General features: G+C 56.1%; 23 protein-coding genes. 11 read left to right on the top strand and 12 right to left on the bottom strand.

Features of this window, described 5'->3' with window-relative positions; genetic code table 11:
• The first annotated feature begins 118 nt into the window (after positions 1-118).
• On the top strand, positions 119-1,033 hold the full coding sequence (hemF, locus tag FKW19_RS08145; protein WP_035353990.1) for an oxygen-dependent coproporphyrinogen oxidase: 915 nt from the start codon (positions 119-121) through the stop codon (positions 1,031-1,033).
• A gap of 10 nt (positions 1,034-1,043) precedes the next feature.
• On the top strand, positions 1,044-2,258 hold the full coding sequence (locus FKW19_RS08140; protein WP_006116184.1) for a hypothetical protein: 1,215 nt from the start codon (positions 1,044-1,046) through the stop codon (positions 2,256-2,258).
• On the opposite strand, the gene FKW19_RS08135 is transcribed toward FKW19_RS08140, so the two are convergent.
• The 4 genes from FKW19_RS08135 to FKW19_RS08120 all read right to left on the bottom strand — a co-directional run bounded on the left by FKW19_RS08135 (position 2,238) and on the right by FKW19_RS08120 (position 6,102).
• On the bottom strand, positions 2,238-2,870 hold the full coding sequence (locus FKW19_RS08135; protein WP_006116185.1) for a Smr/MutS family protein: 633 nt from the start codon (positions 2,868-2,870) through the stop codon (positions 2,238-2,240). The genes FKW19_RS08140 and FKW19_RS08135 overlap by 21 nt on opposite strands.
• Before the next feature lie 132 nt (positions 2,871-3,002).
• A complete protein-coding gene (locus tag FKW19_RS08130; RefSeq protein WP_063353765.1) occupies positions 3,003-4,433 on the bottom strand; it encodes a cytochrome-c peroxidase in 1,431 nt (476 codons plus the stop codon).
• A 134-nt stretch (positions 4,434-4,567) separates the two neighbouring features.
• Entirely contained in the window at positions 4,568-5,425 is an 858-nt protein-coding gene (locus tag FKW19_RS08125) for a site-specific DNA-methyltransferase (RefSeq protein ID WP_006116189.1), read from the bottom strand.
• On the bottom strand, positions 5,422-6,102 hold the full coding sequence (locus FKW19_RS08120) for a Tim44/TimA family putative adaptor protein (protein ID WP_089178765.1): 681 nt from the start codon (positions 6,100-6,102) through the stop codon (positions 5,422-5,424). Before FKW19_RS08120 ends, FKW19_RS08125 begins: the two co-directional genes overlap by 4 nt.
• A 46-nt stretch (positions 6,103-6,148) precedes the next feature.
• Between FKW19_RS08120 and FKW19_RS08115 the strand changes: the two genes are divergently transcribed.
• Complete coding sequence (locus FKW19_RS08115; RefSeq protein ID WP_006116191.1) at positions 6,149-6,781, top strand: histidine phosphatase family protein; 633 nt, start codon at positions 6,149-6,151, stop codon at positions 6,779-6,781.
• Between the two features lie 124 nt (positions 6,782-6,905).
• Positions 6,906-7,403, top strand: a complete 498-nt coding sequence (secB, locus tag FKW19_RS08110; RefSeq protein WP_003628317.1) for a protein-export chaperone SecB — start codon at positions 6,906-6,908, stop codon at positions 7,401-7,403.
• Between the two features lie 62 nt (positions 7,404-7,465).
• Here the strand turns inward: secB and FKW19_RS08105 are convergent, their stop codons facing one another.
• Together FKW19_RS08105 and hemC are read right to left on the bottom strand one after the other, a co-directional pair.
• Positions 7,466-8,194, bottom strand: a complete 729-nt coding sequence (locus FKW19_RS08105; RefSeq protein WP_089178764.1) for a uroporphyrinogen-III synthase — start codon at positions 8,192-8,194, stop codon at positions 7,466-7,468.
• Positions 8,195-8,203: 9 nt separating this feature from the next.
• On the bottom strand, positions 8,204-9,277 hold the full coding sequence (gene hemC / locus FKW19_RS08100; protein ID WP_035353999.1) for a hydroxymethylbilane synthase: 1,074 nt from the start codon (positions 9,275-9,277) through the stop codon (positions 8,204-8,206).
• Positions 9,278-9,422: 145 nt separating this feature from the next.
• On the opposite strand from hemC, the gene tsaD reads away from it, so the two are divergent.
• The gene (tsaD, locus tag FKW19_RS08095; protein WP_089178763.1) at positions 9,423-10,529 is read left to right on the top strand and encodes a tRNA (adenosine(37)-N6)-threonylcarbamoyltransferase complex transferase subunit TsaD; all 1,107 of its coding nucleotides are present in this window, start codon (positions 9,423-9,425) and stop codon (positions 10,527-10,529) included.
• Positions 10,526-11,347 (top strand): 23S rRNA (adenine(2030)-N(6))-methyltransferase RlmJ, encoded by an 822-nt coding sequence (locus tag FKW19_RS08090; protein WP_089178762.1) that lies wholly within the window; start codon positions 10,526-10,528, stop codon positions 11,345-11,347. The genes tsaD and FKW19_RS08090 overlap by 4 nt, the downstream gene beginning before the upstream one ends.
• A 14-nt stretch (positions 11,348-11,361) precedes the next feature.
• On the opposite strand, the gene FKW19_RS08085 is transcribed toward FKW19_RS08090, so the two are convergent.
• Genes FKW19_RS08085 through FKW19_RS08075 form a run of 3 tightly spaced genes read right to left on the bottom strand, consistent with a single transcriptional unit; the run spans position 11,362 to position 15,890 of the window.
• Positions 11,362-12,099, bottom strand: coding sequence for a MarC family protein (locus FKW19_RS08085; protein ID WP_006116198.1), 738 nt, complete (start codon positions 12,097-12,099; stop codon positions 11,362-11,364).
• A gap of 57 nt (positions 12,100-12,156) precedes the next feature.
• On the bottom strand, positions 12,157-14,244 hold the full coding sequence (locus tag FKW19_RS08080) for a lysylphosphatidylglycerol synthase domain-containing protein (RefSeq protein ID WP_089178761.1): 2,088 nt from the start codon (positions 14,242-14,244) through the stop codon (positions 12,157-12,159).
• A gap of 20 nt (positions 14,245-14,264) precedes the next feature.
• A complete protein-coding gene (locus FKW19_RS08075; RefSeq protein WP_089178760.1) occupies positions 14,265-15,890 on the bottom strand; it encodes a lysine--tRNA ligase in 1,626 nt (541 codons plus the stop codon).
• Between the two features lie 158 nt (positions 15,891-16,048).
• On the opposite strand from FKW19_RS08075, the gene FKW19_RS08070 reads away from it, so the two are divergent.
• The gene (locus FKW19_RS08070; RefSeq protein ID WP_089179897.1) at positions 16,049-16,804 is read left to right on the top strand and encodes a molybdopterin-binding protein; all 756 of its coding nucleotides are present in this window, start codon (positions 16,049-16,051) and stop codon (positions 16,802-16,804) included.
• Between the two features lie 55 nt (positions 16,805-16,859).
• Here FKW19_RS08070 and FKW19_RS08065 read toward each other — a convergent pair whose 3' ends face one another.
• From FKW19_RS08065 to FKW19_RS08055, 3 genes are all read right to left on the bottom strand, one after another.
• A complete protein-coding gene (locus tag FKW19_RS08065) occupies positions 16,860-17,816 on the bottom strand; it encodes an acetyl-CoA carboxylase carboxyltransferase subunit alpha (RefSeq protein ID WP_006116204.1) in 957 nt (318 codons plus the stop codon).
• A gap of 74 nt (positions 17,817-17,890) precedes the next feature.
• A complete protein-coding gene (locus FKW19_RS08060) occupies positions 17,891-18,811 on the bottom strand; it encodes a site-specific tyrosine recombinase XerD (protein ID WP_006116205.1) in 921 nt (306 codons plus the stop codon).
• Positions 18,812-18,814: 3 nt separating this feature from the next.
• Positions 18,815-19,153, bottom strand: coding sequence for a hypothetical protein (locus tag FKW19_RS08055; RefSeq protein ID WP_089178759.1), 339 nt, complete (start codon positions 19,151-19,153; stop codon positions 18,815-18,817).
• 62 nt (positions 19,154-19,215) lie between these two features.
• Here FKW19_RS08055 and aroB point away from each other — a divergent pair, with 62 nt between their 5' ends.
• From aroB to alaS, 4 genes are all read left to right on the top strand, one after another.
• Positions 19,216-20,949, top strand: a complete 1,734-nt coding sequence (gene aroB, locus FKW19_RS08050; protein ID WP_081461443.1) for a 3-dehydroquinate synthase — start codon at positions 19,216-19,218, stop codon at positions 20,947-20,949.
• 344 nt (positions 20,950-21,293) lie between these two features.
• Positions 21,294-22,424, top strand: coding sequence for an OmpA family protein (locus FKW19_RS08045; protein WP_006116208.1), 1,131 nt, complete (start codon positions 21,294-21,296; stop codon positions 22,422-22,424).
• Between the two features lie 98 nt (positions 22,425-22,522).
• A complete protein-coding gene (locus tag FKW19_RS08040) occupies positions 22,523-23,026 on the top strand; it encodes a GtrA family protein (protein WP_006116209.1) in 504 nt (167 codons plus the stop codon).
• A gap of 172 nt (positions 23,027-23,198) precedes the next feature.
• The gene (alaS, locus tag FKW19_RS08035; protein ID WP_089178758.1) at positions 23,199-25,844 is read left to right on the top strand and encodes an alanine--tRNA ligase; all 2,646 of its coding nucleotides are present in this window, start codon (positions 23,199-23,201) and stop codon (positions 25,842-25,844) included.
• Positions 25,845-25,896: the final 52 nt, after the last annotated feature.

The raw sequence follows: 25,896 nt of genomic DNA, 5'->3' as shown, positions 1-25,896 counted from the left end.
TGCTGTTGGTTTAACGATGTTCGGGTTCATCTTGCAATGATGCGCCAGAAAGCGCACCCCTTGAAAGCCTGTAAGCAGATGGCAGCTTCAGGCAAGGACGATGAGGAAAAGACAGTTCATGACGCCCACCAACACCGCTGATGTTTCTGCCCACCAAGCCCTGAGGGAACCAGCCCGCCAATGGTTTGAAAGCCTGCGCGACAAAATTTGCGCGGCGTTTGAAGCCATTGAGCAAGACGCCGTAAAACAGAACAGCCCCGTTTTACCCGGCCATGAAGCCGCAGGCCGTTTTGAGCGCAAAAGCTGGAACCGCCAGAACGAAGATGGCAGTCCCGGCGGCGGCGGTGTGATGAGCGTAATGCATGGCCGTGTTTTTGAAAAAGTGGGCGTAAACGTTTCTACCGTGCAGGGCACCTTTACGCCGGAATTTGCTGCCACTATTCCCGGCGCAGCAGAAGATCCCACATTTTTTGCCACGGGTATCAGCCTGGTGGCACATATGTGCAGCCCACTTGTACCTGCCGCACATTTTAACACCCGCATGATTATCACCACCAAAGGCTGGTTTGGTGGCGGTGGGGATATTACCCCCATGTTTCCCGACAGCGCAGAAGCGCAGGATGACGCCGCACGCTTTCATGCCGCTTTTGCTCAGGCCTGCAACGCGCATGACCCAGAATATTATCCGCGCTTCAAGGCATGGTGTGACAAGTACTTCTTCCTACCCCATCGTAATGAACCCCGCGGTTTGGGCGGTATTTTTTATGATCGGCTGAACAGTGGTGATGTGCAGGAAGACTTTGCCTTTACAAAAGATGTAGGCTTGGCTTTTCTGAACGTGTTTCCCGAAATTATTCGCAGCCGCATGATGGAACCCTGGACACCAGAGCAGCGTGAGGCCCAGCTTATCCGCCGTGGCCGCTATGTGGAATTCAATCTGCTACATGACAGAGGCACGTTGTTCGGCCTGAAAACCGGCGGCCATACAGAAGCCATTCTGATGAGCATGCCGCCCGAAGTAAAATGGCCATAATAAAACACGCGTGATTCTTCCCTCATATGCGCTTAATATGATGGAGAAACAGGAAGAGGATCTCCCGCGCTTGCCCCACGCTGATCAGCCCCGACTTTTTGTGATGCCTGAACGGCAATTTTCGCGCCGCATGTTTCTAAGCACTCTGCTAGGCAGCGGTGCGGCCATTATGGCGGGCACGCACACAGCACATGCGGAGGATTCCCTTTCTACCAGTGCGGATAGCGGATCTGCGCTTATTATTGGTGGCGCCACTTCTTCAGAATGTGGGCGTTGGGCCAGTTTGCTGGCGCCTGCATTAGAAGAAGAACTACACCTTAGCCCGCCTTTACAGCTTACCCCTACAACCGGATGGGATGGCATAACCGGGGCTAATCTGTTTGATACACAGCAGCAAACAACCCCCGGCCCTGTTGGGCTTATGGTGCCTGGTACGGCTATACTTTCTGCCATGTTGGGTGGGCCGCGTATTCATTTTGATTATCGACGCTGGGCCCCGGTGTTTCTGGTGGCACAACCTAGCGTTGCCGTAGGGCGCGTAAGCCTGCATCAGTCTTTCCGTGCTCGTCTAACCGGACAGCTTACGCGTGTTGCTGTTTCCAAACTAACAGGGCCAGAGCTAACCACCGTTCTGGCGCTGGATATGTTGGGCTTGCGCCCCCAGCCTGTAGCCGGACATGCCACGCCAGAAGCCGCAATGGCCACGTTACAGGCAGGCCAGACAGACGTTATCCAATTGCCGCTGGATGCCAGCTATCCCAGCCGTATTGCCTCCTTACAGGCTGCGGGTTTTACGCCCCTGTTTATCAATAACGCCCGGCCCGATATGCAGATCCACCAGCCCAATCTGCCGCCGGATCTACTCACTGTGCTGCAACAGGAACACAAATATTCCCAACCTGCGTTTCTGCTACCTGCTTGGGGGGCCATTGCCGCAGCGTGCAGCTTGCGTGCTGGGCTTGTGCTGCCTGCCCTTACGCAACCAGACAGTATTGCCCAATGGCGCCATGCGGCTGAAATATGCGCAAACCACCCAGCCATTCAGCAAGCCGCATTGGCAGAAAACCAAACCATTCTGGCTGGCACGGCTGGTATCCCGTTTTATGAAACACTTATGCCCGAGCCACACGTGCTGATGGCGCTGCGCCGCTGGTTTGCCCAAAGCCTGCCCCGCTGGCGCGATGCCACGCCCCCGGCGCTACTTTCAACGCCGCCGACGCAGTAATACGCGAACAGACCCTCGGTTGCCTGCATGAGGATATGTAAGCCCCAGAATGCGGCGGCGGATTTCTGGCCTTTCCAGCCAATGCGGCAATTCGCGCCGTAAAATTCCGCCTTCCTGCCCTGTGCCCAAACCAGTAATAATTTCCACACAGCGCAAACCCCTATGGGTAGCCACGTCCATAAACTCCATCAGCCGATGGAAAGCTTCCTGCGCCACCATACCGTGCAGATCCAACCGACGCTCTACTTTGAAACTGCCTTGGGTAAAGCGCCGCCAACTGTAATCATCCACTCCGGGTTGGCGTTTGCCTATAGTTTCTGCCGGGCGCGGAGCCTGCTGCACACGTGGGCCCGCAGTTGAAGCACGCGGAGCCATAAAACCATAACCGGCTTCCGCCACACTGCTTCCACCACCAGATGAAGACGCCATAAGCCCACTGGCCTGAGACTTTTTGCCCACCTTAGCCTGCGCACGCGGAATAGCCTGTGGCTCTGGTTCGTTCTGTGCAGCGGGTGGCACAAGTTCGGCCACATGCAGGGGGGCCACATCCCGCACGACCAGCGCCCATAACGCCTTTTCCCCCTCTTGCAAGTGCCGCCGACGCCTGTTCACATCACCCTCTACGTTTCATGCCTTAAAACCAAAAATGGCCCGCCAGGCTTGGTTATCACCTGCCTGCGGGCCATCTTTCAAGAAAAGAAAAAAGCAGCCTCCATTTAGAAGGCTGCTTTTTTTACGCCAGATTTACTGTTTGGCGGCTGGATTGCTGTTGGTAAGCAGCTTGCCATCGTAACGCCCTGTCAGCGTTTTCAGAAAGGCCACAATGTCCGCTACATCCTGATCAGAGATGTTCTGATCCGGGGTTTGATAACGGGCCATTTTGCGCACGGCTTCATCCAAGGTTTTTACGCTACCATCATGGAAGTATGGGCCTGTCAGCTCAACATTCCGCAAATTGGGCACAACAAAACGGTTCATATCACCCGCTTCATGTGTCACCGCGTAACGGCCTTCATCAGCATCCGTTAGCTTGCCTCCACGGTCTTTGAAATAATCCCCTTCAAGACCCATGATTTCCATGCCGCGGCCACCTGCCCCAATGCCGGTATGGCAACCAGAGCAGCCAATGGCCTTAAAGCGTTCATAGCCACGTTTAGCTTGCTCGCTAATGGCGTCCGGTTTGCCTTTAAGGTATTCATCAAAGGCACCATTTGGCGTAACCAGCGTTTTTTCAAACTCGCCAATAGCCGTGGTGATGGTTTTTTCATCAACCTTGGCATCGGGGCCAAATGCTTCTTGGAACAGCGGTGCGTATTCCGGGTTGGCGTTCAGCTTGTTGGCCACTTCCTCCCAGTTATGGGAACCCATTTCCACCGGATTCATAACAGGGCCAGCGGCCTGATCTGCCAGCGTGGTGGCACGGGCGTTCCAGAACTGCGCCATTTTAAAGTAGGCATCATACACCGTAGGCGTGTTGATGGGGCCTTTCTGCCCACCAATGCCGGTGGCTGTAACCAGATTATCCACCCCGCCGGTATCCAGCCCGTGGCAGCTTGCACAGTTAAGCGTGTTATCGCCCGACAGGCTCTTATCAAAGAACAGCTTGCGCCCCAGCGTCCATTTTGCCGGATTGGCTTCCACGCTTTCTGGCACAGGGCGAATAGGCTCTGCTGCAAACTGCTCTGCCGCACCTGTGTTGTTGTAGTTTTTGCGGCGTGTATCCTGCACCCATTTCAGCACAGCTTCACGCTCTGCATTGGACAGGTGGGCGTGCCAGTGCATCATCAGATACAGGTTGGGTGGCATACGGTTTTGCGTAATCACTTCCTCAATGCGGGAAAGCTGCTCTTCCGTAGGCACAGTGCCCTGTTCAAACGCATCCAGCACTGGTTCTACACGGAAATGACGCAGCCCGTTGGCACGGTCTTTTTCCATAAGCGTTTTGGCAACCGGCACACGGAAGTAAAACGGCAGATCGCGCTGTTCGGCATGGCAGTAATCACACCGCGCCTCACGCAGGGCGTTAAATGCTGCCAGCGCCACGGGATCTTTCAGCGTGGGGGAAGATGCTGGTAATTCTGGTGCTGTAATGTGGTCAAAATGCTGCAGGTAAGCGACTGTTCCACCATAAGCCAGCAGAGCTACACCTACTGCTGACACGACTAATCGTTTCAAAACCCGGTCTCCTAATTTCTACGCCTTGATTGAATAGCTTTTATGCGCTGTTACCTGCATTGTGTTTGATACATATCAATATGTCCAAACGATTGTTTTTATTTTAATGATTAATCTTTTCGATGATGAGGCGTTCAGGACGCCAAATCATCCTTCAGCCGCGCACGGGCAATAGCCACGTATTCCGGGTCCAACTCCATCCCCAGCCCGTAACAGCCCAACCTTTGGGCAGCCAGCAGTGTGGTGCCCGTGCCCATAAATGGATCAAGCACGCGCGCACCTTCTCGCCCATGCAACAGAATACACTGTTCAGGCAACGCTACGGGGAAGGTGCCGGGGTGATCAAACTTTTCTGCCCGGCCCCGCACGGTTTCATACGGGATAAACCACGTATCACCCCGGCAGCGCCTATCCTGCCTGTGGCCACGGCGGGCAATGTTGGATTTATCCTTATACGGCACCCCGGCACGTAACCGATCAAGCCGCACATCTCCGTGCAGCGTGAAGTGGAAAACATGTTCATGCCCGCGGTGCAGAAACCGCTGGCTGTTCATGGGTTTGAAGTGCCCAAAGCTATCTTCCCCCACGGAAATGGATTTCACCCACGAGATATGGTTTTGCAACACAAACAGATCACGCAGCCGCACTGCCAGCTCAAACGGCAACCAAGGTTGTGCGGATGAGCCGGAAATATTCAGGAAGAATGACCCATCATCCTTAAGGATGCGCTGCAACTGCTGCGCAACCTCCAGCATCCAGTCCAGATAATCTTCTTCTTCCCGCCTGTCCGGATAACTGCGGTAGGACAGGCCGATATTATAAGGGGGAGACGTAACAACCACATCCACCGATTCCGCCGGCACGCGCTTGAGCGCACGCAGGCAATCACCCATTACTATTTCCTGCTGCCCAATTTTATAACGGCGGGCGCGTGGTGGTTTGGTGTGGGTGGTGTTGGCGCGGGATGCCCCGTTACCTTTGGCAGCTTTCACGCACTACGCGCCGCCGCAAGGCGCCATGTGCTGCCATTTACATCCAGCAAGCGCTCAAAAGTCCACAGATCGGAAAATTCGGTTACGGCATCCGTACCTGTTACCGGCTGCCCTTCCTTGTTCAGCACAAGGCTGATCTGGTCCGAAACAATGCGCACATCAATAGCGGCTGCCGTACCGACTTCCATGGGTGTTAGACGCACATCTTCAATTGCCAAAGACCGAATGGCTTTAACATCTGTCCGCTGCGTTTCTTCTGCATTGGTGCGGGCTGTAATGCCTGCCTCAAATGCAGAAAAAACGGCAGGTGTCAGGTACGTTTTCAGCACATTCAGGTTGCCTTGTGCATAGGCACCCACTACCTGCGCAAATGCAGTTTGCGCACCGTTGAGAAACTGCTGAGGTGTGAAAGAAGGATCTTTCTGCCGGATATCTGCCAGCAATGTGCCCACGCGCGTACCCGGGGCAGGAATATCAAATTCCGCCGCAGCTTCGGCCTGTTCTGGCTTGCCTTCCACCACTCTGGGCGCTGCATCCGGCCGAACCTGAAGCTGCACCTGTACCGGCTGAATACCCACGCGCTTGCCCAGCACGCTACGCAACCGCAGCACCAGAAATGCCGCAACCAGAGCCAGAAGCACCAGATCGACCGGGAAATGGCCGAGAGAAAAATCCATCTGTCTTACGTCCACCAAAAACCTTGCGCCTGTTCTGCCATAGTACATGAAACAGAACCGGAGAATCGCGTGTTACTTATCACATAGTCACGCGCATGGGGGGATACAATCACCTGCCCTCTTGCTAAAGGGGCATTATGCTTCCTACCTTGCGGGTATCATGATCATCCTGCGACACTGCGAAAGCGAATTCAACCGCCATTACAACCTTCATGGGGGAGATCCGGGGTTGGAAGACCCACATCTTTCTGCTGAGGGCAAGGCCCACGCGCAGGAACTGGGCCTGAAACTGGCGGATAGGGGAATCCGGCGCATACTGGTTTCCCCCTTCACACGTGCGCTGCAAACCGCCACGCCTTTGGCGCAGCGGTTGGGCATTACCCCACAAATTATGCCGCTTGTGCGCGAACGCGGCATGTATTCCTGCGATAAAGGTACACCCGCCTCCGTTTTAGCATCAGCATGGCCACATCTGGATTTTGCCCACATAGATGAACACTGGTGGTCTCCGCTGCCAGAAAGCAGCGCAAGCCTGGAAAACCGGGCGCAACAATTCCGCCAGATTATGGCGCAGGATGCCAGAGCATCCGAAACTCTTGTGGTCTCTCATTGGTGGTTTTTGCTGAGCCTGACAGGGGAGAGTTTTGAAAATGGAGACTGGCAACATTTTTCCCCCTAAGCGCGCATAAAACGCCCCGCACAGCCCAGATACCCTGCCAAACATGCCGCTTACAGTTGGCGGATGCCTGCGGGCATGCTACCGCGAAGGGTATCCAAAGTTGAAGCTGACGAAAGCAGAACCGATGTCTGAAACAGAACAGAGTGCCCCACCCGCACTGCCGCTTGCCGTTAATTTGCAGTACACCCGCGATCTGTCGTTTGAAGTGCCGGTTGGTGCAGAAATTTTTGCCACCCTGCGCAGCCAGCCCCAGATTGGCGTGAACATTGATGTGCAGGCCAACCGCCTGCAGGATGACCAGATGGTTTACGAGGTTGTTCTGTCCATTAAGGCAGAAGCCAAGGAAGCCCCGGAAAAGGAAGGTGGCCCCGCTGGCCGCACTGTGTTCCTGACCGAGCTGGTTTACGCCGCTGTCGTAACGCTTACCAACCCGCCGCAGGAACTGATCGAACCGATCCTACTGGTTGAAGTGCCGCGCCTGATCTTCCCCTACGCCCGTAACATCATCAGCGATGTAACGCGTGATGGCGGCTTCCCGCCCATCGTGCTGCAGCCGATCGACTTTGTGGCTCTGTGGCAGGCACGCCGCGCAGAATTCCCCGAAGCAGCAGGCCACGCATAATCGCGTTGCCTTTGCTTTAAGGGTTGCAAAAAGCCTTCGCACTTACGGGTGCGGAGGTTTTTTTATACGTGATATAGCCCCAGAGCTTCCATAATCGCTGCGGCAGAAACATGGGCCGCTATATGCACATCGTGCCAACCTGCGTTACGCAAAACATCTGCCACACGGCCAGATATCACCACCGCACGCGCCTGCGCTGTCAGCCGCTTTTGCTCGGCTTCTGGCAAAGCTGCCAACCAGCTTGCTGCACTTTCTGCTGAAAAAAACAGAACGACCGCTACCTTGGCAGCCTGAATGGCTGTACGCGTTTGTTCGGTTATTTTCTGGATCGGTTTGGCCGCATACACAACGCGGCGCGTAACCTTAAACCCTGCCTGCCTGCACCAAGCCGCAAGCTCTACGCCCTGCCTTGCCCCAGAGCAAAGCAGCAGGCTGCCTTGTTCTGGCTGTTGGTGGGTTTGTAAAAGCGAGACAAGCGCACGGGCATCACCATCTGCGCTTTTCACACATGTAAACCCGGCATCACGCGCGCGTTGGGCTGTGCGATCCCCTACTGCGTAAACCGGCATATCCAGCGCTTTGGCCTGCTGTGCGGCTACAACCACAGCAGAAACAGCCTGCCCACTGGTAAGCAATATGGCTGCGGGTAATTTTTGGGGCAGACGCAGCGTATGCCGCTGCACAACCAATGCAGGTGAGGCCAATGGCAGCCAGCCTGCATCCGCAACGGCTGCCATTGTTTCACTCAACCCCGGTTCCGGGCGTGTGACAATCACACCACGCGGACGCATGGCGTTACCTCAGTTTTCCTCAAAAATATCAGAAGGGCTATCTTTGCGCAGGCTTTCACCCAGCTCCTTACCCAGCCTTGCAGCATCTTCCGGCATGCCAGTAATGCTACGCTTTAACAGGAAAGACCCATCTTCACGCGCAACAAGGCCCGTAAGATGCAGCTTGGGGTCTTTGCCCTCCTCGGCGGGAAGAAGCTGTGCATAGCCACCGATAGGCGTACGGCAGGAACCATCCAGTTCCGCCAACAAAGAACGCTCTGCCGTGGCAACAGCGCGGGCCTCGTAATCTTCAATTGCAGATAACAGTTCGCGCAGTTCAACATCATCTTCGCGCACGGTTACGCCTACAATGCCCTGCCCTGCGGCTGGCACCATAACTGTGGGGTCCAGCACAATGCTGGCACGCTCTGCCATGCCAAGGCGCTTTAGCCCGGCCAGAGCCAGCAACGTAGCCTGACACTGATGGGCAGCGAGTTTATCGAGTCGGGTTTGCACGTTGCCACGCAGCAGGCCAAATTGCAGGTCTGGCCGCACATGCAGCATCTGTGCCTGCCTACGCACGGATGCGCAGCCTACAAGCGCACCTTCTGGCAGGGCGGAATACGGATCATCCGGGTCGGACTGCGCAAGGCCGGGGCTAAGGATAAGGGCATCACGCGCATCTTCCCGCTTAAGGGTGCAGGCCAGCACAAGGCCGGGGGGCAGCGTGGTTTCCAAGTCCTTAAGGCTGTGCACGGCAAAATCAATCCGCCCATCGGCTAGGGCTTCATGAATTTCCTTTGCAAACAGGCCTTTACCACCAATTTCGGCCAAACGCCGATTTTGCACCTGATCACCCGTGGTGTTAATCTGGTGTTCCTGAAACGCACCCATATCCCGCAAGACGGGGCAGAAACGTGTCAGTGTGGTAAGGAAGGCGCGCGTTTGCACCAGCGCAAGGGGCGAACCCCGCGTGCCAACACGCAAAGGCAGGGTGCGGCGCCCAGAATGGCCACTTGCCTTTTTCTGGCGGGCCGCCGCTTCCGCCGCAAGTTCCTGCAACGCAGGAGAAGGGGCGGATGAGGAAGGGTAGGCTGAATCCATAAGAGTGTCTATTACCGGGAGTAGAGAAAGGACAAGAAGTGATGATGCCCGGCTGGTCTGAAAAACTTGCGCGATCGAAAAAACATTCCGCCCCCGTCCACCTATTGCGTTACCGTAAGGATACGCCGTTTTGCATGATGCGTCCATGAACGAAACCGCACAAAACCGCAGGCCAGATGGCCCAATACTGGCCATTGAATCTTCTTGCGATGAAACCGCATGCGCCATTTTGGCCCCTGATGGCACCGTGCTGGCGCAGCGTGTTATTTCTCAGGATGGGCATGCAGATTTTGGTGGCGTGGTGCCAGAAATTGCGGCACGCGCTCATTTGGCCCTACTGCCGAATCTGGTTCGGGCCACTTTGCAGGATGCCAACATCCCCCCCGCGACTCTGTCTTTCATTGCCGCCAGCACCGGGCCGGGGCTTATTGGCGGGCTGATTGTGGGCAGCGGTTTTGCCAAGGGGCTGGCATTGGCGCTGGGTATTCCGTTTGTAGCAGTCAACCATGTGGAAGCCCATGCCCTTACGGCGCGGCTACCCGGTGTTGTGCCCGATGGCGCCCCCTTCCCTTACCTGCTGCTGCTGGTTTCTGGTGGTCATTGCCAATGCATTGCAGTGGAAGGCGTAGGCCATTACCGCAAACTAGGCGGCACGATTGATGATGCCGCCGGTGAAGCGTTTGATAAAGTTGCCAAAATGCTGGGTCTTGGCTGGCCCGGCGGCCCGGAACTGGAAAAACTGGCGCGGGAAGGCAACCCCAAAGCCGTCTCCCTACCCCGCCCCCTCTGGCGGCGTGAGGGCTGCGATTTTTCTTTCTCCGGCCTAAAAACCGCCATCTCCCAAAAGCTCGCACCTTTTGGCAAGGCGCCTTTGCCCCGCCAGTTTGCGGCAGATCTGGCGGCCTCCTTTCAGCAAGCCGTAGCCGATGTAGTGACCAACCGTATTGAGCACGCACTAGATATGATGCCCGAAGCCAAACTGTTGGTGGCTGCTGGTGGCGTGGCTGCCAATACAGTTTTGCGTGCGGCTTTAGAAAAAACATCCGCACAACGCGGCCTACGCTTTGCAGCTCCCCCTTTACGCTTGTGCACGGATAATGCCGTTATGGTGGGTTGGGCAGCCTTGGAAACGTGGCAGGAAGCCGCCACACGCCACCTACCCCCCATAAACGATAACGCCCTACGCCCCCGCCCGCGCTGGCCACTGGAAGACATGGCCAGCCGTTTTGAAGCAGAAACACCCACCACATGAACTACCGCCACGCCTACCACGCCGGTAACTTTGCCGACTGCATGAAGCACGCCTTGCTTGTCACCTTGCTGCAAAGCTTTTTACGCAAACCTGCGCCCTTTATGGTGTTGGATACACATGCCGGTATCGGGCGGTATGATCTGCACAGCCCCGAAGCTGAAAAAACGCAGGAATGGCAAGATGGCATAGGCAAACTGTGGCATGAAGATGCTGCCAGCCCACTGGCAGATTGGCTGGAACAGGTAAAACAAGCGGGCGGCCCAGAGTTTTATCCCGGTTCTCCGCTCATTATTGCGCAGATGCTGCGAACGCAGGATTCACTCATTTGTTGCGAAAAACACCCAGAAGATAAGCGCAGCCTCTACCGGCTATTTACCAACACCCCAAATGTAACGGTGCACGAGCGAGATGCCTATGAAGCCCTGCGCGCCCTGCTTCCGCCCAAAACCGCCAAGCGCGGGCTTATTCTGATTGATCCGCCATTTGAAGAACCGGGGGAATTCGACCGGCTTGCACAAGCCGTGCAGACCATTCAGGCCCGCTTTGCCAATGCCATTATTGCCATTTGGTATCCCATCAAGCACCGCACGCCCGTTCGTATTTTTCATGAAACGTTAATGGCCACCGGTATCCGCAATATCTGCGTGGCGGAGTTACTTATGCAGCCGCCACACAACCCGGATCAGCTTAACGGCGCAGGCTTACTTGTTATACGCCCGCCTTTTGGCTTTGCAGAAAAAGCAAGTGCACAGCTTGAACAACTGCAACACGTGCTGGGCGCGCATGAAAGCTGCGTAACCCAGCTTGTGGCAGAATAACGCCTTTAATGGCGTTACGCGTGTAATTTTATGGCCAGCAGGTGCCGCCACATATCTATGGCAAAGCCCTGCACACCTGCGGCCAGAATCTGCACGCCAATACACAGCAGCACCAGCGCAGCCATACGGCTAACAATACGCGTGCCGGTAACACCCAGCATGGATACCAGCTTATCCGCACCAGAATAGGCGGCCCACACAATAGCCACCACGCATACACCAGCCAACGTGGTGCCAATGGTGTATGCCCAAAAAGGCTCATCCGATGGGCAGCCAGAACCAAGGGCAATAGCCACAGCAATTGTGCCTGGCCCAACCGTAAATGGCATGGCAAGCGGGAAAAACGCAGCATCGGCCCAATTGGGGGCCATCACCGTACGGCCACCTTGTAAGGCCTGCTTTTCCTTTTGCGCTTCAACCGTTTCCGGGCTTTGCAGCAGATCCCACGCACGCACAGCCACAACCAGCCCACCCGCAACCCGCAGCGCGTTTACGGTAATACCGAAAAACGCCAGCACCATACTGCCCAGCCAAAGCGAAGCCATAATGAGGCAGAGGGAATAAAAAGACACCAGCCGCGCCAGTGCCATAATTTCAGTTTGCGAGCGGCCTGCCGTTGCCTGCGCAAAAATAAGCGCAGCCCCAAACGGGTTGACGATGGAAAACAACGCAGGAAACGCCAGCAGAAACGAGGAAATAGAGGATGTAAATGCTGTTGCCGTTAACAGCATTGCGGGAAAATGAGCTGACATAACCCCTCACCGTTCTGTCCGAGGCATCCGCCCTCTACCCGAGGAAACACCATTTAATCACGAAAAATCTGATGGCACCAAATTGCCCGCACCACCCTTGTACGTTCTAACAAAGCGTGATGCCTGCGCAATATCGTTCGCTGGATAGCAGAAATTAAATTTGCTGCCATCATTAAGTGTCCATACACTCTGCCCGATATCATCGTAAATGCGCAGGAAGTCATCCCCCACCTGCCAGAACACGGGTTTAAGGCCTTCCTGCAAGGCTAGATCCCGAAATTTCCAGATAGCAGAAATGCTGTCTGCTTCTTCCCCTGCCGGATCACCCAATGCCACCAGATAGCTATCTCTCCGGTAAAGCGGCAGAATGGCCTCTCCCGCTTCCCCCGTAACATACCCTTGCGGCCGGAAGGCCTGAATATCTGGCAGAGCATGATCCAGATTTTTATAGTGTGTGTAGGCGTCTTCATCCCACTCACGCACGATAATACGCCCCGGCCACATCAACCGCGCTACAACAAACAGTGCTAGCCCTACGGAAAGCGCAATGGTCCATCTGACCGAGCCACGGGCCTGCGTAGCCAACATCATCTGCCACCAACTGCCAGATGTATCATGCCGCGTTGCCAACGCGATGACGCACCCAAATAACAGCAGCAAAGATAGCAGAGTGCCGGTGGAAAGAGGTTCGCTCAAAAGCCGCGCGTGCCGGTAATAGCAGGAGCGGAACGGCGCAATAAACAGCGCGGAAAGCCCCAGCATAACCGGCACAAAAAATGTATTGCCCCGTAAAAATGTCAGCACAGTTGCGGTAAGCAGCAGATAAAGCGCTCCACGCCATGCCAGCGTAACCCGCTGGGAAAGCCCGATAGCCAAGCTGATAAGCACCACCCCCATAAGGGAAAGCACATAGTTGCCGCCCACACGGGCCATTGTCAGCAGGCTTTCTGGCACCATGGCAAATTTGGGCACGGGGTCCAGCATCACCAGACAGATCAGCATCACCCCGCAAAGTGAAACCGTGCCCGTTGCCACAGCCACAGAAAAAGCGGCTTCACTTTCTCGCACCACTTGGCTGGGCCTGCGCTGCATGGGCATAGGGGCCGTGGCGGCATCTGGGTTATTTTGTATCTTGCGGTTTTTCTTTTCTGCCAGAGCAGCATCGCCACGCAAAAACAGCTCATGCCCGGCAAACATGATACCCGCCAGAAACAACGGAATAATGTAATAGAAAAGCCGGAAAATCAGCACCATGCCCAAAATTTGTGGCGCAGGCATATAAGGGCCTAAAGCCAGTAGCATGGCCCCATCAAACACGCCCAAACCACCCGGCACACTGGCCACCAGCCCGGCTGTATAAGATGCAATGTAAATGGCCAGAAACGAGCCAAAATCTACCCCAGCACTGGGGGGAAGCAGCACAAAAGCAATGCTGGCCGTAGCCGCAACCTCTGCCGTAGCCACCAGTGTTTGCATAATGGCCATACGGGGGGATGGCAATTCCACCACCCATTTACGGAAGCGGAATTCCCGCACCTTAAACGCCAGCCCGATGTAAGCCGCCACACCGCACCACATCAGCGCGCCAATAACCGCCAGCACAGATGCGGGCACGCGGTGGCCAATGCCTGGCAACACTGTGGGTTCCCAGATCAGCACGGCACCTATCAGCACCGCAGCACCCAACAGGTAAGTGGCGGAGCAGAAGGCAATAATCTGGGCTATGGCAAAGGAATTAAGGCCCCAGTTGCGGTAAAGCCGATACCGCACGGCAGCGCCAGATACAGCGGAAAAGCCCAGATTGTGTGAAAGCACATAGGAACAGAACGCCGCAAAAGCTGCCCGCCGGAAAGGCAGCTTACGATACCCTACCTGAATGACAGCAAGCTGATCATAAAAGGACAAGATAAAATAAGACAGCAGCGTGCAGCCAACCGCCATCCACATCTGCCGGGCCGGAATAGCCTCCATAGCGTGGCGGATGTCTGAAATGCGCAGATGCCGCAGTTCGTGCTGCACCACCACAATGGCGGCCACCATAAGCAGCAAACCAAGAATATGCGGCAGATGCTTGAGCCACTTTTTCCATCCCCCTCCGCCCGGAAGCGAAGAAGGGGGAGCTGGTGGGGGTGGGGTCTGCGTCATGTAACTTGCGGCGCTACGTTTTAAACCTGCGTCTCGCGCAGGAGGGCTGTATCTATCAGAGCCACGGTTTCTGCCACGCCATACAACGCAACAAAGCCACCAAAGCGCGGCCCTTCCTTCTGCCCCAGCAGCACTTCATACAGGCAGGTAAACCAGCTCCGCAGCGGTTCAAACGCGTGGCGCTTGCCTACTTCAAACACCAGATTCTGCAAGGTGCCAGCATCTGCGGCTTCACCTTCATAGCCACGCAGGCATTCTGCCAGATCAGTCAGGGCAGCGCGTTCCTGTTCGGTGGGCGCACGGAAGGTTTTGGCCGGGCGCACAAAATCTGCGTAATACGCTACAGCATGTTTCACCAAGCATGCCAGCATGGGGTGTGTTTCGGGCGAAACGGCAGCATCATACCGGCGGATAAAGCCCCACAGCACTTCTGGCGTATCTGCATTGGCAACGCTGGCAAGGTTGAGCAGCATGCTAAACGGCACCGGGCTGCCTGCATCTTCTGGAATGTGGCCCTTATGGATAAACCATGCCGGGTTGGCCCGCAGATCATTCCCCGTGGGGTTTTCGGCCTGCAACACCTTGGCTTTATCAACGTGTGTAAGATATTCATCCGCCGTTTTGGGGATAACATCAAAATACAACCGCTTGGCGCGCTGCGGCTGATTAAACATGAACTGCCCAAGGCTTTCTGGCGGGGCGTAACGCAGCCATTCTTCAACAGAAAGCCCGTTACCCTTGGATTTGGAAATTTTCTGGCCTTTTTCATCCAGAAACAGCTCATACGTTAAGCCCGCTGGCGGAGTGCCGCCCAGAATCTTACAGATACGGCCAGAAAGCCGCACGCTGTCTATCAGATCCTTGCCAGACATTTCATAATCAACACCCAGCGCATACCAACGCATGGCCCAGTCGGCCTTCCACTGCATTTTGGCATGGCCGCCGGTTACGGGTGTTTCAAACACCTCACCGTTGGAAGGATCTGTCCAGCGCACAATACCGGCTGCGGCATCTATGACGTCCATCTTCACCTGCATCACTTCACCTGTACGGGGGTGGAGCGGCAGAACGGGGGAATAGGTGGCGCGCCGGTCTGCCCCCAAAGTGGGCAGAATAACCTTTAGAATGTCATCATGCACTTCCAGCACGCGGCGGAGTGCCGCATCAAACCGACCAGAGGTGTAATACTGGGTGGAAGACGCAAACTCGTATTCAAAGCCGAAGCTGTCCAGAAACGCGCACAGGCGGGCATTGTTATGCGCGGCAAACGATTCGTGCGTGCCGAACGGATCTGGCACACGGGAAAGAGGCTGACCGATATATTTTTCCAGCATGTCACGCTGGGGCACGTTATCGGGCACCTTGCGCAAGGCATCCATATCATCGGAAAAAGCCAGCAGGCGCGAAGGGCAGCCTGTTAGGGCTGTGTAGGCCTGCCGCACCCATGATGTGCGGGCTACCTCACCAAACGTGCCAATATGCGGCAGGCCGGAAGGGCCATAGCCCGTTTCCAGCAGCGCCGGGCGTGCATCGTCCTCACCGTTGGTGGTGCTGCGCACACCAACATGATCGGCTAGTTTACGCGCCTCCTCAAAAGGCCAGGCACGTGGAAGATCGGAAACGGGAGCGGATCGGCTTTCTGACATGGCGGGAAGCTATGAACTGGACACGCTGCGGTCAATCCAAAAACGCGCAGCACAGGAAGGATAAGGGCAAATTTTACCATATCATTGACGTTAACAGCCCTGCGTTTCATGCTTTACACCTCAATCAAGAAGGCTTCAGCAAAGGACAGGCCCAACCCATGCGCCGCACCTCCGCCCTTATTCTTATTGGCAACGAAATCCTTTCCGGCCGCACAAAAGATGAAAACATCCAGTTTCTGGCCCTCCGCTTAGGTGAACTGGGGATTCCTCTGCGCGAAATCCGTGTGATTCCGGATATTCGGGAAACCATCATCAACACCGTGACAGAAATGCGCGCGAAATATGATGAGGTTTTTACCACCGGCGGCATTGGCCCCACGCATGATGACATCACAGCCCCCTGTGTTGCCGAAGCTTTTGGGGTGCCGTGGGAGTTCCACCCCCCAACCTTCAAACTGCTGGAAACCTATTTTGGGCCAGAAGAGTTTAACGCTGCCCGCCAGCGTATGGCCAAGCTGCCGCAGGGGGCCATACCCATTGTAAACCCTGTTTCACTCGCGCCCGGCTTTAGCATTGGCAATGTGCACGTTATGGCAGGCGTACCGCGTATTATGCGCGGCATGTTTGATGCCCTTGCCCCTAGCCTGCAAAAAGGCGCGCCTGTTTTTTCCCGCACATGGCACACCACATCACTTTTTGAAGGCACATTGGCCGATGGGCTGGAAGCCATTCAGAATCGCTTTTTGGATCTGGATATCGGCTCCTACCCTTTCCACCGGGAAGATGGCCGCCGGGGTGTGGCCCTTGTGGCCAAAGGGCAGAACCGGGCCGAAGTGGAAGAAGCCGCCAGTGCTATCCATGATCTTATCAAAACAAAAGGCGACACCCCTATAGAAGGAGAGCCGCCTGTCTAACGCCTAGGCTTCCTCCCCGCCGCGTTTGCACTCGTGGGGAGGAAAAATGCGTGTGTTAACTTAGGGCTTCACGCCCCATTGCCAGAAACTTTTCACGCCGCAATTCTTTCAGGCGTGCCGGTGCAATTGGCAGAAGCGTTTTAAGTTCTTCTGTCAGCGCTGTGCGCACAGATTCGATTGCAACAGCAGGCTCCCGCTGTGCCCCGCCTACAGGCTCAGGAATAATCCGGTCAATCAGCCCCAGCTTCTGCAAATCCTGCGCCGTCAGCCGCAGCGTTTCTGCTGCCGTGCTGGCCTGCTTGGGATCACGCCACAAAATGGACGCACAAGCTTCGGGCGAGATAACGGAGTAGATGGCGTTTTCCAGCATCATCACCCGGTCACCCGCACCCAGCGCCACGGCGCCACCAGAACCACCTTCACCAATTACGGTGGCAACAAGTGGCACGGGCACTTCAAAACAGGTGGCAATAGAACGGGCAATGGCTTCGGCCTGCCCGCGCTGCTCGGCATCAATACCGGGCCATGCGCCTGCGGTATCAATAAATGTTAGAATCGGCATGTTAAAGTGCCCGGCCATTCTCATCAGCCGTTGCGCCTTGCGGTAGCCTTCTGGCCGCGCCATGCCAAAATTATGCTGAAGCCGGGTTTCAAGGTCTGAACCGCGTTCAGTCCCGATCACCATAACCGGTGTGCCGTCAAAACGGCCCATGCCACCAATAACAGCTTTATCATCTGCAAACAGACGATCCCCCGCCAGCGGCGTAAAGTCTGTTATCAGCGCATTCACATAGTCCTGCGTGTGCGGACGTTGCGCATGGCGGGCCACCTGCACCTTCTGCCACGGCGTAAGCTTGGCATAGATGGCACGCAGGTGCTTTTCCGCCTTTTCAGAAAGACGGGCCGTTTCTTCTTCTATGTTGACCCCTTCAGGGTCAGTCATTTGCCGCAATTCGTCGATCTTGTTTTCAAGTTCGGCGACGGGCTTTTCGAAATCCAGGAACTGACGCATGCAGAAGCCGATAGCACAATGACGTGTAAAACCAAGTCACTTCATGCAACCAAACATATCTGAATGTCGATTTTTCACTTGGTGTGGGCAGAATCCGCCGCCAATGGGTGATGCGCCTGCACAGCTTTTTGCAGGCGTTCTGTCTGCACATGCGTATAAATCTGGGTGGTGGCGATGTCTGCATGCCCCAGCAACATCTGCAAAGCCCGCAAATCCGCCCCATGCGCCAGCAAATGCGTTGCAAAGGAATGGCGCAGCACGTGGGGAGAAAGACGTGCCGGATCAATTTCTGCCCGTATGGCCACTGTGTGCAGAATCCGGTCGAACGCCTGCCTTGTCATGGGTTTTGCAGGGTCCCGACCGGGGAAAAGAAAGGCGCTTTCCAAATGCGCATCCACTTCCAGCAGCGCTTGTGCGGCTTCCCGCGCGCTATCTGAAAGCGGCACAAGGCGTTCCCGCCCACCTTTGCCGCGCACCATAATCATCCGTTGGTCACCAGCTATAGCTTTGCGTGGCAAGGCCAATAATTCAGAAATACGCAAGCCAGAGGCATACAGCAGCTCCAGCGCTGCCTTGGCCAAAATACCGCGTCGTTTTTTAGGCAAAGATGCCCCATCTGGTTCAGCGCAGGCATTCAGCAATGCAAGCACTTCCGATTCGGATAAAAAACGCGGCAAAGGCGTGCGGGGTTTGGGGCTATCCAGATGCGCCGCCGGGTTATCGGCCCGCATGCCTTCACGCAGCAAAAACAGATAAAATTGCCGGATGCAGGACAAACGCCGCGCAACCGTGCGCCGCGCCTGCCCGCTGCCTACCAATGCAGCCATCCAGTTCTGCAACCCCTCGGTTGTAGCCGTTTGCAGGGTTTGCCCCTCCCGCGCCAGACTTTCAGCGCAGGAGGTTAGGTCTGCTTCATACGCAGCCAGCGTGTTGGGGGCGGCTGCGCGCTCGGCAGCCAGCATCTCCAAAAAAAGATCAACGCCCCCACTTATCATGGCTTAGGGATGCGCAGGTGCTGCCGGGGCCGGAGCGGCAACCGGTGGCGGAGGGGCCACAGGCGGTGGCGGCGCAACAGCCGCAGGCGGGGCAGCAGGCGCAGCAGGCGTGATGGTGGGCTGGGCAGGCGCTGCTGGCACAACAGCGGAAACCACCGGGGCCGGAGGTGCGGCAGGCACCGCCACGCTGGTAGCCGCGGCAGATGTGGCCGGGGCGGCCAGCGGCAGATCACGATGCACTGGCTGGGGTACAGGTGGGTGTGCGCTTAGGCCCAGCGCGGCAAAACCGCCCAGAACAACCGCAAACACTGCGGCGGCAACAATCAGAACCGTGCGGTTCATGCAGCTTGGCTCCCTTAACTGATATAGGTGTGTTCTGTCTGCTGTATGTTAAGCTGTGTTCCATGTCATCACGTATCTCTTCTCCCCACTCCGAAACAACGGACCCGCCGCCCATTCCGCTTGATCTGGAACGGGTCAGCCGTAGCCACGGTTCTGGCATCATCCCCTTTGGCCGCAGCATTGTGCTTGTCGGCCTTATGGGGGCAGGAAAAACCACCATTGGCCGCCCCCTCGCCACGCGGCTGGGGCTGCCATTTGTTGATGCCGATGTAGAAATAGAACGCGCGGCGGGCTGCTCTATTGCAGATGTTTTTCGCCTGTACGGTGAAGCCGCTTTTCGTGATGGAGAACGGCGGGTGATTCGCAGGTTGCTGGAAGGCCCCCCCATGGTACTGGCCACTGGCGGCGGCGCGTTTATGGATTCCACCACCCGCGCCTTGGTGCGTGAGCGTGCAGTTTCCATCTGGCTGCGTTGCCCCCTGCCCGTGCTGGTGCGCCGTGTTAGCGGGCGCACGCATCGCCCGCTTTTAAACACGACATCCCCGCGTGACGTGCTGGAAAACCTTATGGCCATCCGCCATCCGGTTTACGCCGAGGCGGATATTATTGTTGATTGTGGAGACAACAACGTGGAGCACACAACCACGCGCGTTATGGAAGCCCTTGCCCTTTCGCGCCGTCCGTTAAGGTTACCTGTTACCTTGGCGCATACATCCTATGATGTGGTGATCGGCACGAATCTGATCAGCCGCGCGGGTGCCTTGCTGGCCCCGGTGCTGCCGCAGAAAAACGTTGTCATTATTACAGATGAAAACGTGGCGCCGCGCTACCTGCATCAGTTGGAAACCGCCTTGGCGGAAACCGGCATTACCTCCCGCAGCCTGCGCGTGCCGCCGGGGGAACAGACCAAGTGTCTGGAAATGTATCAAAAGCTGACAAACAACATTCTGGAGCACGGCATAGAACGCCGCACCAGCATTATTGCGCTGGGTGGCGGCGTGGTGGGGGATCTGGCCGGATTCGTGGCGGCTACCACGCTGCGGGGTCTGCCTTTTGTGCAAATTCCCACCACGCTGCTCTCTCAAGTCGATTCTTCGGTTGGTGGCAAAACGGGCATCAACACCCGTTGGGGCAAGAATCTGTTGGGAGCGTTTCATCAACCACTTTGCGTGCTGGCAGATGTTTCTACCCTTGCAACCTTGCCGCGCCGTGAGCTGGTGGCCGGTTATGCCGAAATTGTGAAGTCCGGACTCATTGGGGATGAAGCATTGTTTGCATGGTGTGAAGAAAACGGCGCCGCCGTGCTGGATCAAGACCCCGAAGCACTGGCAATGGCTGTACAGCAGGCTTGCGCCTTTAAAGCCCGCGTTGTGGCGGCCGATGAGCGCGAGCAACAAAAAAGCAATGGCCGCGCCCTGCTCAATCTGGGCCACACATTTGGCCATGCACTAGAAGCCGAACTGGGTTATGATGGTCGCCTTTTACATGGAGAGGCTGTTTCCATCGGCCTGAATCTGGCTTTTGCGCTTTCCGTCCGTTTAGGCCTGTGCCCCCGCGCGGATATGGAACGCGTGAATCGCCATCTGGAAGCCTTGGGTATGCCCGCACACATCCGGGATCTGCCCCACACCTTCCGCACGCAGGATCTCATGGCCCATATGCAGCGCGATAAGAAGATGCAGGATGGGCGCCTTTCCTTCGTGCTGGCACACGGAATCGGTCAGGCATTCACCACGCGGGATGTACCCGCAACAGCCGTAAAAGAGGTGTTGGAAGCAGACGGTAGCGTGGCTTAAAAGTGGCTACGCACAGCCGCTTTTAAGCATCGGGTTGTAAATGTGTCACCTTGCCGCAATTCCGCCTTAATCAGACGAGAATGAGGGCGAGATACATGCTTTTGCAACATGTTATGGAAAGAGCCAGAAACCGTGGAAATACTTTTGCGTCAGAAACATATTCGTCCCACGAAATGAACTGTTGCAAATACAACACGGTTATGGCTTGTAATCACTAAGAGTATGAAGCTTCGGGTTTCTATTTTGGAACTGATCGTTTTATACGGCTTTAGGCATCTAGCTGGACCTGCCCGCTGAAATGGTTGGTGGGTTAGTCGAACAGATGAAATATTGAGGACCAAAAAATGCGTCTCCGCACGGCGTTACTTGCAACGACACTGATGGCAGCGGCTCCGGCGGCCGCATCTGCCACCACGATTACAGGCCCGTATGTAAACGTGGCCGGTGGTTATAACCTGGTTCAGAATCAGCACGCTCACCTGAACGGTGCAAACGCTGCTGGCGCCCCTCCGGGTGGAACCTCCTCTCAGCTGCGCCACAACACCGGCTTCACCGGTTTTGGTGCGTTTGGTTGGGGCTTCGGCAACGGCCTGCGCGCTGAAGTTGAAGGCGTTTACAACTACTCCAACATTGACCACCGTCCGGGCACATCCCTTCCTGGCCATACCCGTGGTTCCGACCAGTCCTACGGCGGTTTCGTGAACGTGCTGTATGATATCGACCTGAAGCAGTTCGGTATTGATGCACCTGTTACGCCGTTTGTTGGTGTTGGTGCCGGTTACCTGTGGCAGCACTACAACCCGATTGACACCAACTATGCTCACGGCGCTGGTCATACCCGCATCGGTGGCACAAACGGTGGCTTCGCTTACCAGGGTATCGTCGGTGCCGCTTACGACACAGGCATCCCGGGCTTCCAGGTGACCACGGAATACCGCATGATCGGTCAGCCGGGCTCCTTCTCTGACGGTGCATTCCACTACTCCGGTTCCAAGGGCACCGGCGGTAACGTGAACTTCGATCACCGCTTCAACCACCAGTTCATTCTGGGCCTGCGTTATGCGTTCGATACGGCTCCGCCGCCGCCGCCGCCGGCTCCGGTTGTTGCTGCTCCGGCTCCGCTGCCAGCTCGTTCCTACCTGGTGTTCTTCGATTGGGATAAGTCTGTCCTGACCGCTCGCGCTCGCCAGATCGTGGCAGAAGCTGCTCAGGCTTCCACCCACGTTCAGACAACCCGCATCGAAGTTAACGGTTACACCGATAACTCCGCTGCTCACCCCGGCCCACGCGGTGAAAAGTACAACCTGGGTCTGTCCCTGCGTCGTGCTGATAGCGTGAAGGCAGAACTGATCCGTGACGGCGTTCCGGCTTCCGCCATTGACGTGCACGGTTACGGTGAAGCTCACCCGCTGGTTCCGACCGGCCCGAACACTCGCGAACCGCAGAACCGTCGCGTGGAAATCATCCTCCACTAATCGGCCTGCTTCCGGTTTCGGAAAAAAGAAAGGGGTGCCTTCGGGCACCTCTTTTTTTATGTCTGCTTTTTCTGCATTCCAGTTTAAAGCTTTATGCCATGAACACTGCGCCCCCTTCTGCTTCCGCCGCCACAACCAAGCTTATCCGCCTGATAAAGTTTGGCATGGTGGGCAGCCTTGGTTTTTTGTGGGATTCTGGCACCGTTTACGCATTGCGCCCTCTTATCGGGCTTACGGCTGCAACATTGGTGGCGTATTTTGTAGCCGCCACGCTTAACTGGATTTTTAACCGAATCTGGACATTCAAAGGCGCAGGCCACCATGAACACCCTGTGCTTCAGTGGCTCAGATTCCTGAGTGCCAACAGCCTTGGTTTTTTTCTAAACCGCGGCACGGTTTACCTACTTTTCTATATTTTCCCATTTTGCATGCAGCACCCCATTATTGCGCTGGCCGCAGGAGCCGGGGCAGGCATGCTGGCCAATTTCAGCATGAGCCAGAAAGTGGTCTTTCGAGAAAAACCGCCAGCTTCTGCGCTGGAACTGGCGGAAATGTCGGTGGAAATTTCACCGCCAACTTCGCATCAAACCTCTGATACGTAATTTAGCCATATCACGGGCCATTCTCTGCCCTCTTTCAGATCAGCGCAGTGTGCGCTACATCTGGAACACAGGTTAAGAGAACCTTGCCGTTTTCATCTGGCCGTGAGGCCCCTTTCCGCAAGTGTGGAAGCATCACGTGCCCAACCAGTTTCAGGATCGTCTGCCTCACGCCATGCTGACAACAAACGAAATTCGCACCGCTTTTCTGGAGTATTTTGCCAGCAACGGTCACCAGATTGTACCTTCATCGTCTCTGGTTCCCAAGAACGACCCCACCCTGCTGTTTACCAACGCGGGCATGGTGCAGTTCAAGAACGTGTTTACCGGCCAGGAAACCCGCCCCTACTCTCGCGCAACCACTGCGCAAAAGGTTGTGCGTGCCGGCGGTAAGCATAACGATCTGGACAATGTGGGCTATACAGCACGGCACCACACGTTTTTTGAAATGATGGGCAATTTCTCCTTCGGTGATTACTTCAAACCCGAAGCGATTGAATTTGCATGGAATTTGGTAACCAAGGGCTTCAACCTGCCCAAAGACAAGCTTTTGGTCACCGTTTTTGCAGAAGATGAAGATGCCGCAGGCCTGTGGCGCTCCATTGCCGGGCTGGATGACAGCCGCATTATCCGCATTCCCACATCAGATAACTTCTGGCGTATGGGGGATACCGGCCCCTGCGGCCCTTGCTCCGAAATCTTTTTCGATCACGGCCCAGATGTTCCCGGTGGCCCGCCCGGCTCCCCCGATGAAGATGGGGATCGGTTTGTCGAAATCTGGAACCTCGTGTTCATGCAGTATTTCGAAAACCCACCGGGCACACGTTCTCCTCTGCCGCGTCCCTCTATTGATACAGGGCTGGGGCTGGAACGCTTTGCCGCTATCATGCAGGGCAAGCGCGATAACTACGATACAGATACGTTTGTAGCCCTTATTCAGGCTTCGGCGGATCTCACACATCAGGCTGCTGATGGCCCATTCAAAGCCAGCCACCGCGTGGTGGCCGACCATCTGCGCTCCACTGCCTTCCTGATTGCCGATGGCGTGCTGCCTTCCAAGGATGGCCGAGGCTATGTGCTGCGCCGCATCATGCGCCGCGCCATGCGCCACCTGCACATGATGGGCACCACAGAACCCACCTTCTACAAGCTCCTTCCTGCCCTTATTCAGCAGATGGGTGGCGCGTATCCTGAACTGGTGCATGGTGAAGCCCTTATCCGTGAAACCATGCGTGGTGAGGAAGAACGCTTTAAAGCCATGCTGGATCGTGGCCTGCACTTGCTGGAAGAAGAAAAATCTCATCTGGCCAGTGGTGCGCCCCTGCCGGGTGATGTGGCCTTCCGTTTGTATGATACGTTCGGCTTCCCGCTAGATCTTACGCAGGATGCCCTGCGCGGTTCTGGCCATGATGTGGACGTTAAAGGGTTTGAAGATGCCATGTCTGTGCAGCGCCAGCGCGCCCGCGCAGCTTGGACAGGCTCTGGCGATACAGCTGTAGAAACCATCTGGTTTGAAGCACGAGACAAGTTCGGGGCTTCCGAATTTCTGGGCTACAGCACAGAACAGGCGGATGGTGAAGTTCAGGCCGTTATTGCTGGCAATGCATTCCAGAAAGAAGCCCCGGTTGGATCTGAAGTGGCCGTGCTGCTGAACCAAACCCCTTTCTATGGTGAAAGCGGTGGTCAGGCGGGGGATACAGGCTTTCTAACAGCCTCTGGTGTTAAAGTTGCCATTACGGATACGCAGAAAAAAGCAGGGGATCTGATCGTGCATTACGGCACGGTAACAGAAGGCACGCTGCGCCCCGGCATGGCTGTAACCGCTACGGTGGATCATGACCGCCGCAGCGCCATTCGTGCGCATCACTCCGCTACCCACCTGCTGCACGAAGCCCTCCGCCGCCATTTAGGTGCGCATGTGGCGCAGAAAGGCAGCCTGAACACGGCTGAACGCCTACGCTTTGATGTAAGCCAACCCCGCCCGATTACGGATGAGGAACTGGCCGCCATTGAGGCAGAAGTGAACAACCGTATCCGCGAGAACTCGCAGGTTGTCACACGCTCCATGACACCGGATGAAGCCATTGCCGAAGGGGCCACCGCCCTGTTTGGTGAAAAATACGGTGATGAAGTGCGCGTGGTTTCCATGGGTGCTGGTGCAGACAACAAGGCCCCGTGGTCTATGGAGCTGTGCGGCGGCACGCACGTCAACCGCACGGGGGATATCGGGCAGTTCCGTATTGTTTCGGAAAACGGCGTTTCCGCCGGTGTGCGGCGTATTGAAGCCGTTGCAGGCAAAGCTGCGCAGGATCTTACTGTTTCCAACGAACAGCGCCTGACACAGATGGCCACCATGATGAAGGTTTCTGTGGCCGATGCGCCAGAGCGTTTGGCCGCAGTGCTTGAAGAACGCCGCCAGATGGAAAAACAGATTGCCCATTTGCAGCGCCAGTTGGCAACAGGCAACGTGGCCGCAGCGGGTGTAGATAAAATTGGCGCGGCATGTTTGGCTACCCGCAATGTGGGTGAAACGCCCCCGCGTGAACTCAAAGGGCTGGCAGAAACCATTCTCAAGCAGGGCAATGCCGATGTGGTGGTGCTGATTTCCACCGCAGATGGCAAAGGCAGCGTTGTTGCCGCCGTTGGCCCGGAAATGGTGGAAAAAGTGGATGCCGTAGCCCTTGTGCGTGCTGCCAGTGCCGCCATGGGTGGCAAAGGTGGCGGCGGGCGGCGCGATATGGCGCAGGCTGGTGGCCCGGATGCACGGGCTGCTGATGCTGCATTTGCCGCTGTGCGTGAAGCCCTGAAGACCATGGCCTGAAACATCGGCCAAACGGGAAGGAACTCCTAGGCGCCTTCCCGTTTTCTTTCCT

It is taken from the genome of Acetobacter sp. DmW_125128 (assembly GCF_008704325.1).
Lineage (GTDB): Bacteria > Pseudomonadota > Alphaproteobacteria > Acetobacterales > Acetobacteraceae > Acetobacter > Acetobacter oryzifermentans.
The sequence above is the reverse complement of the archived record's forward strand: the minus strand, read 5'-3'. Positions and strand labels throughout refer to the sequence as shown.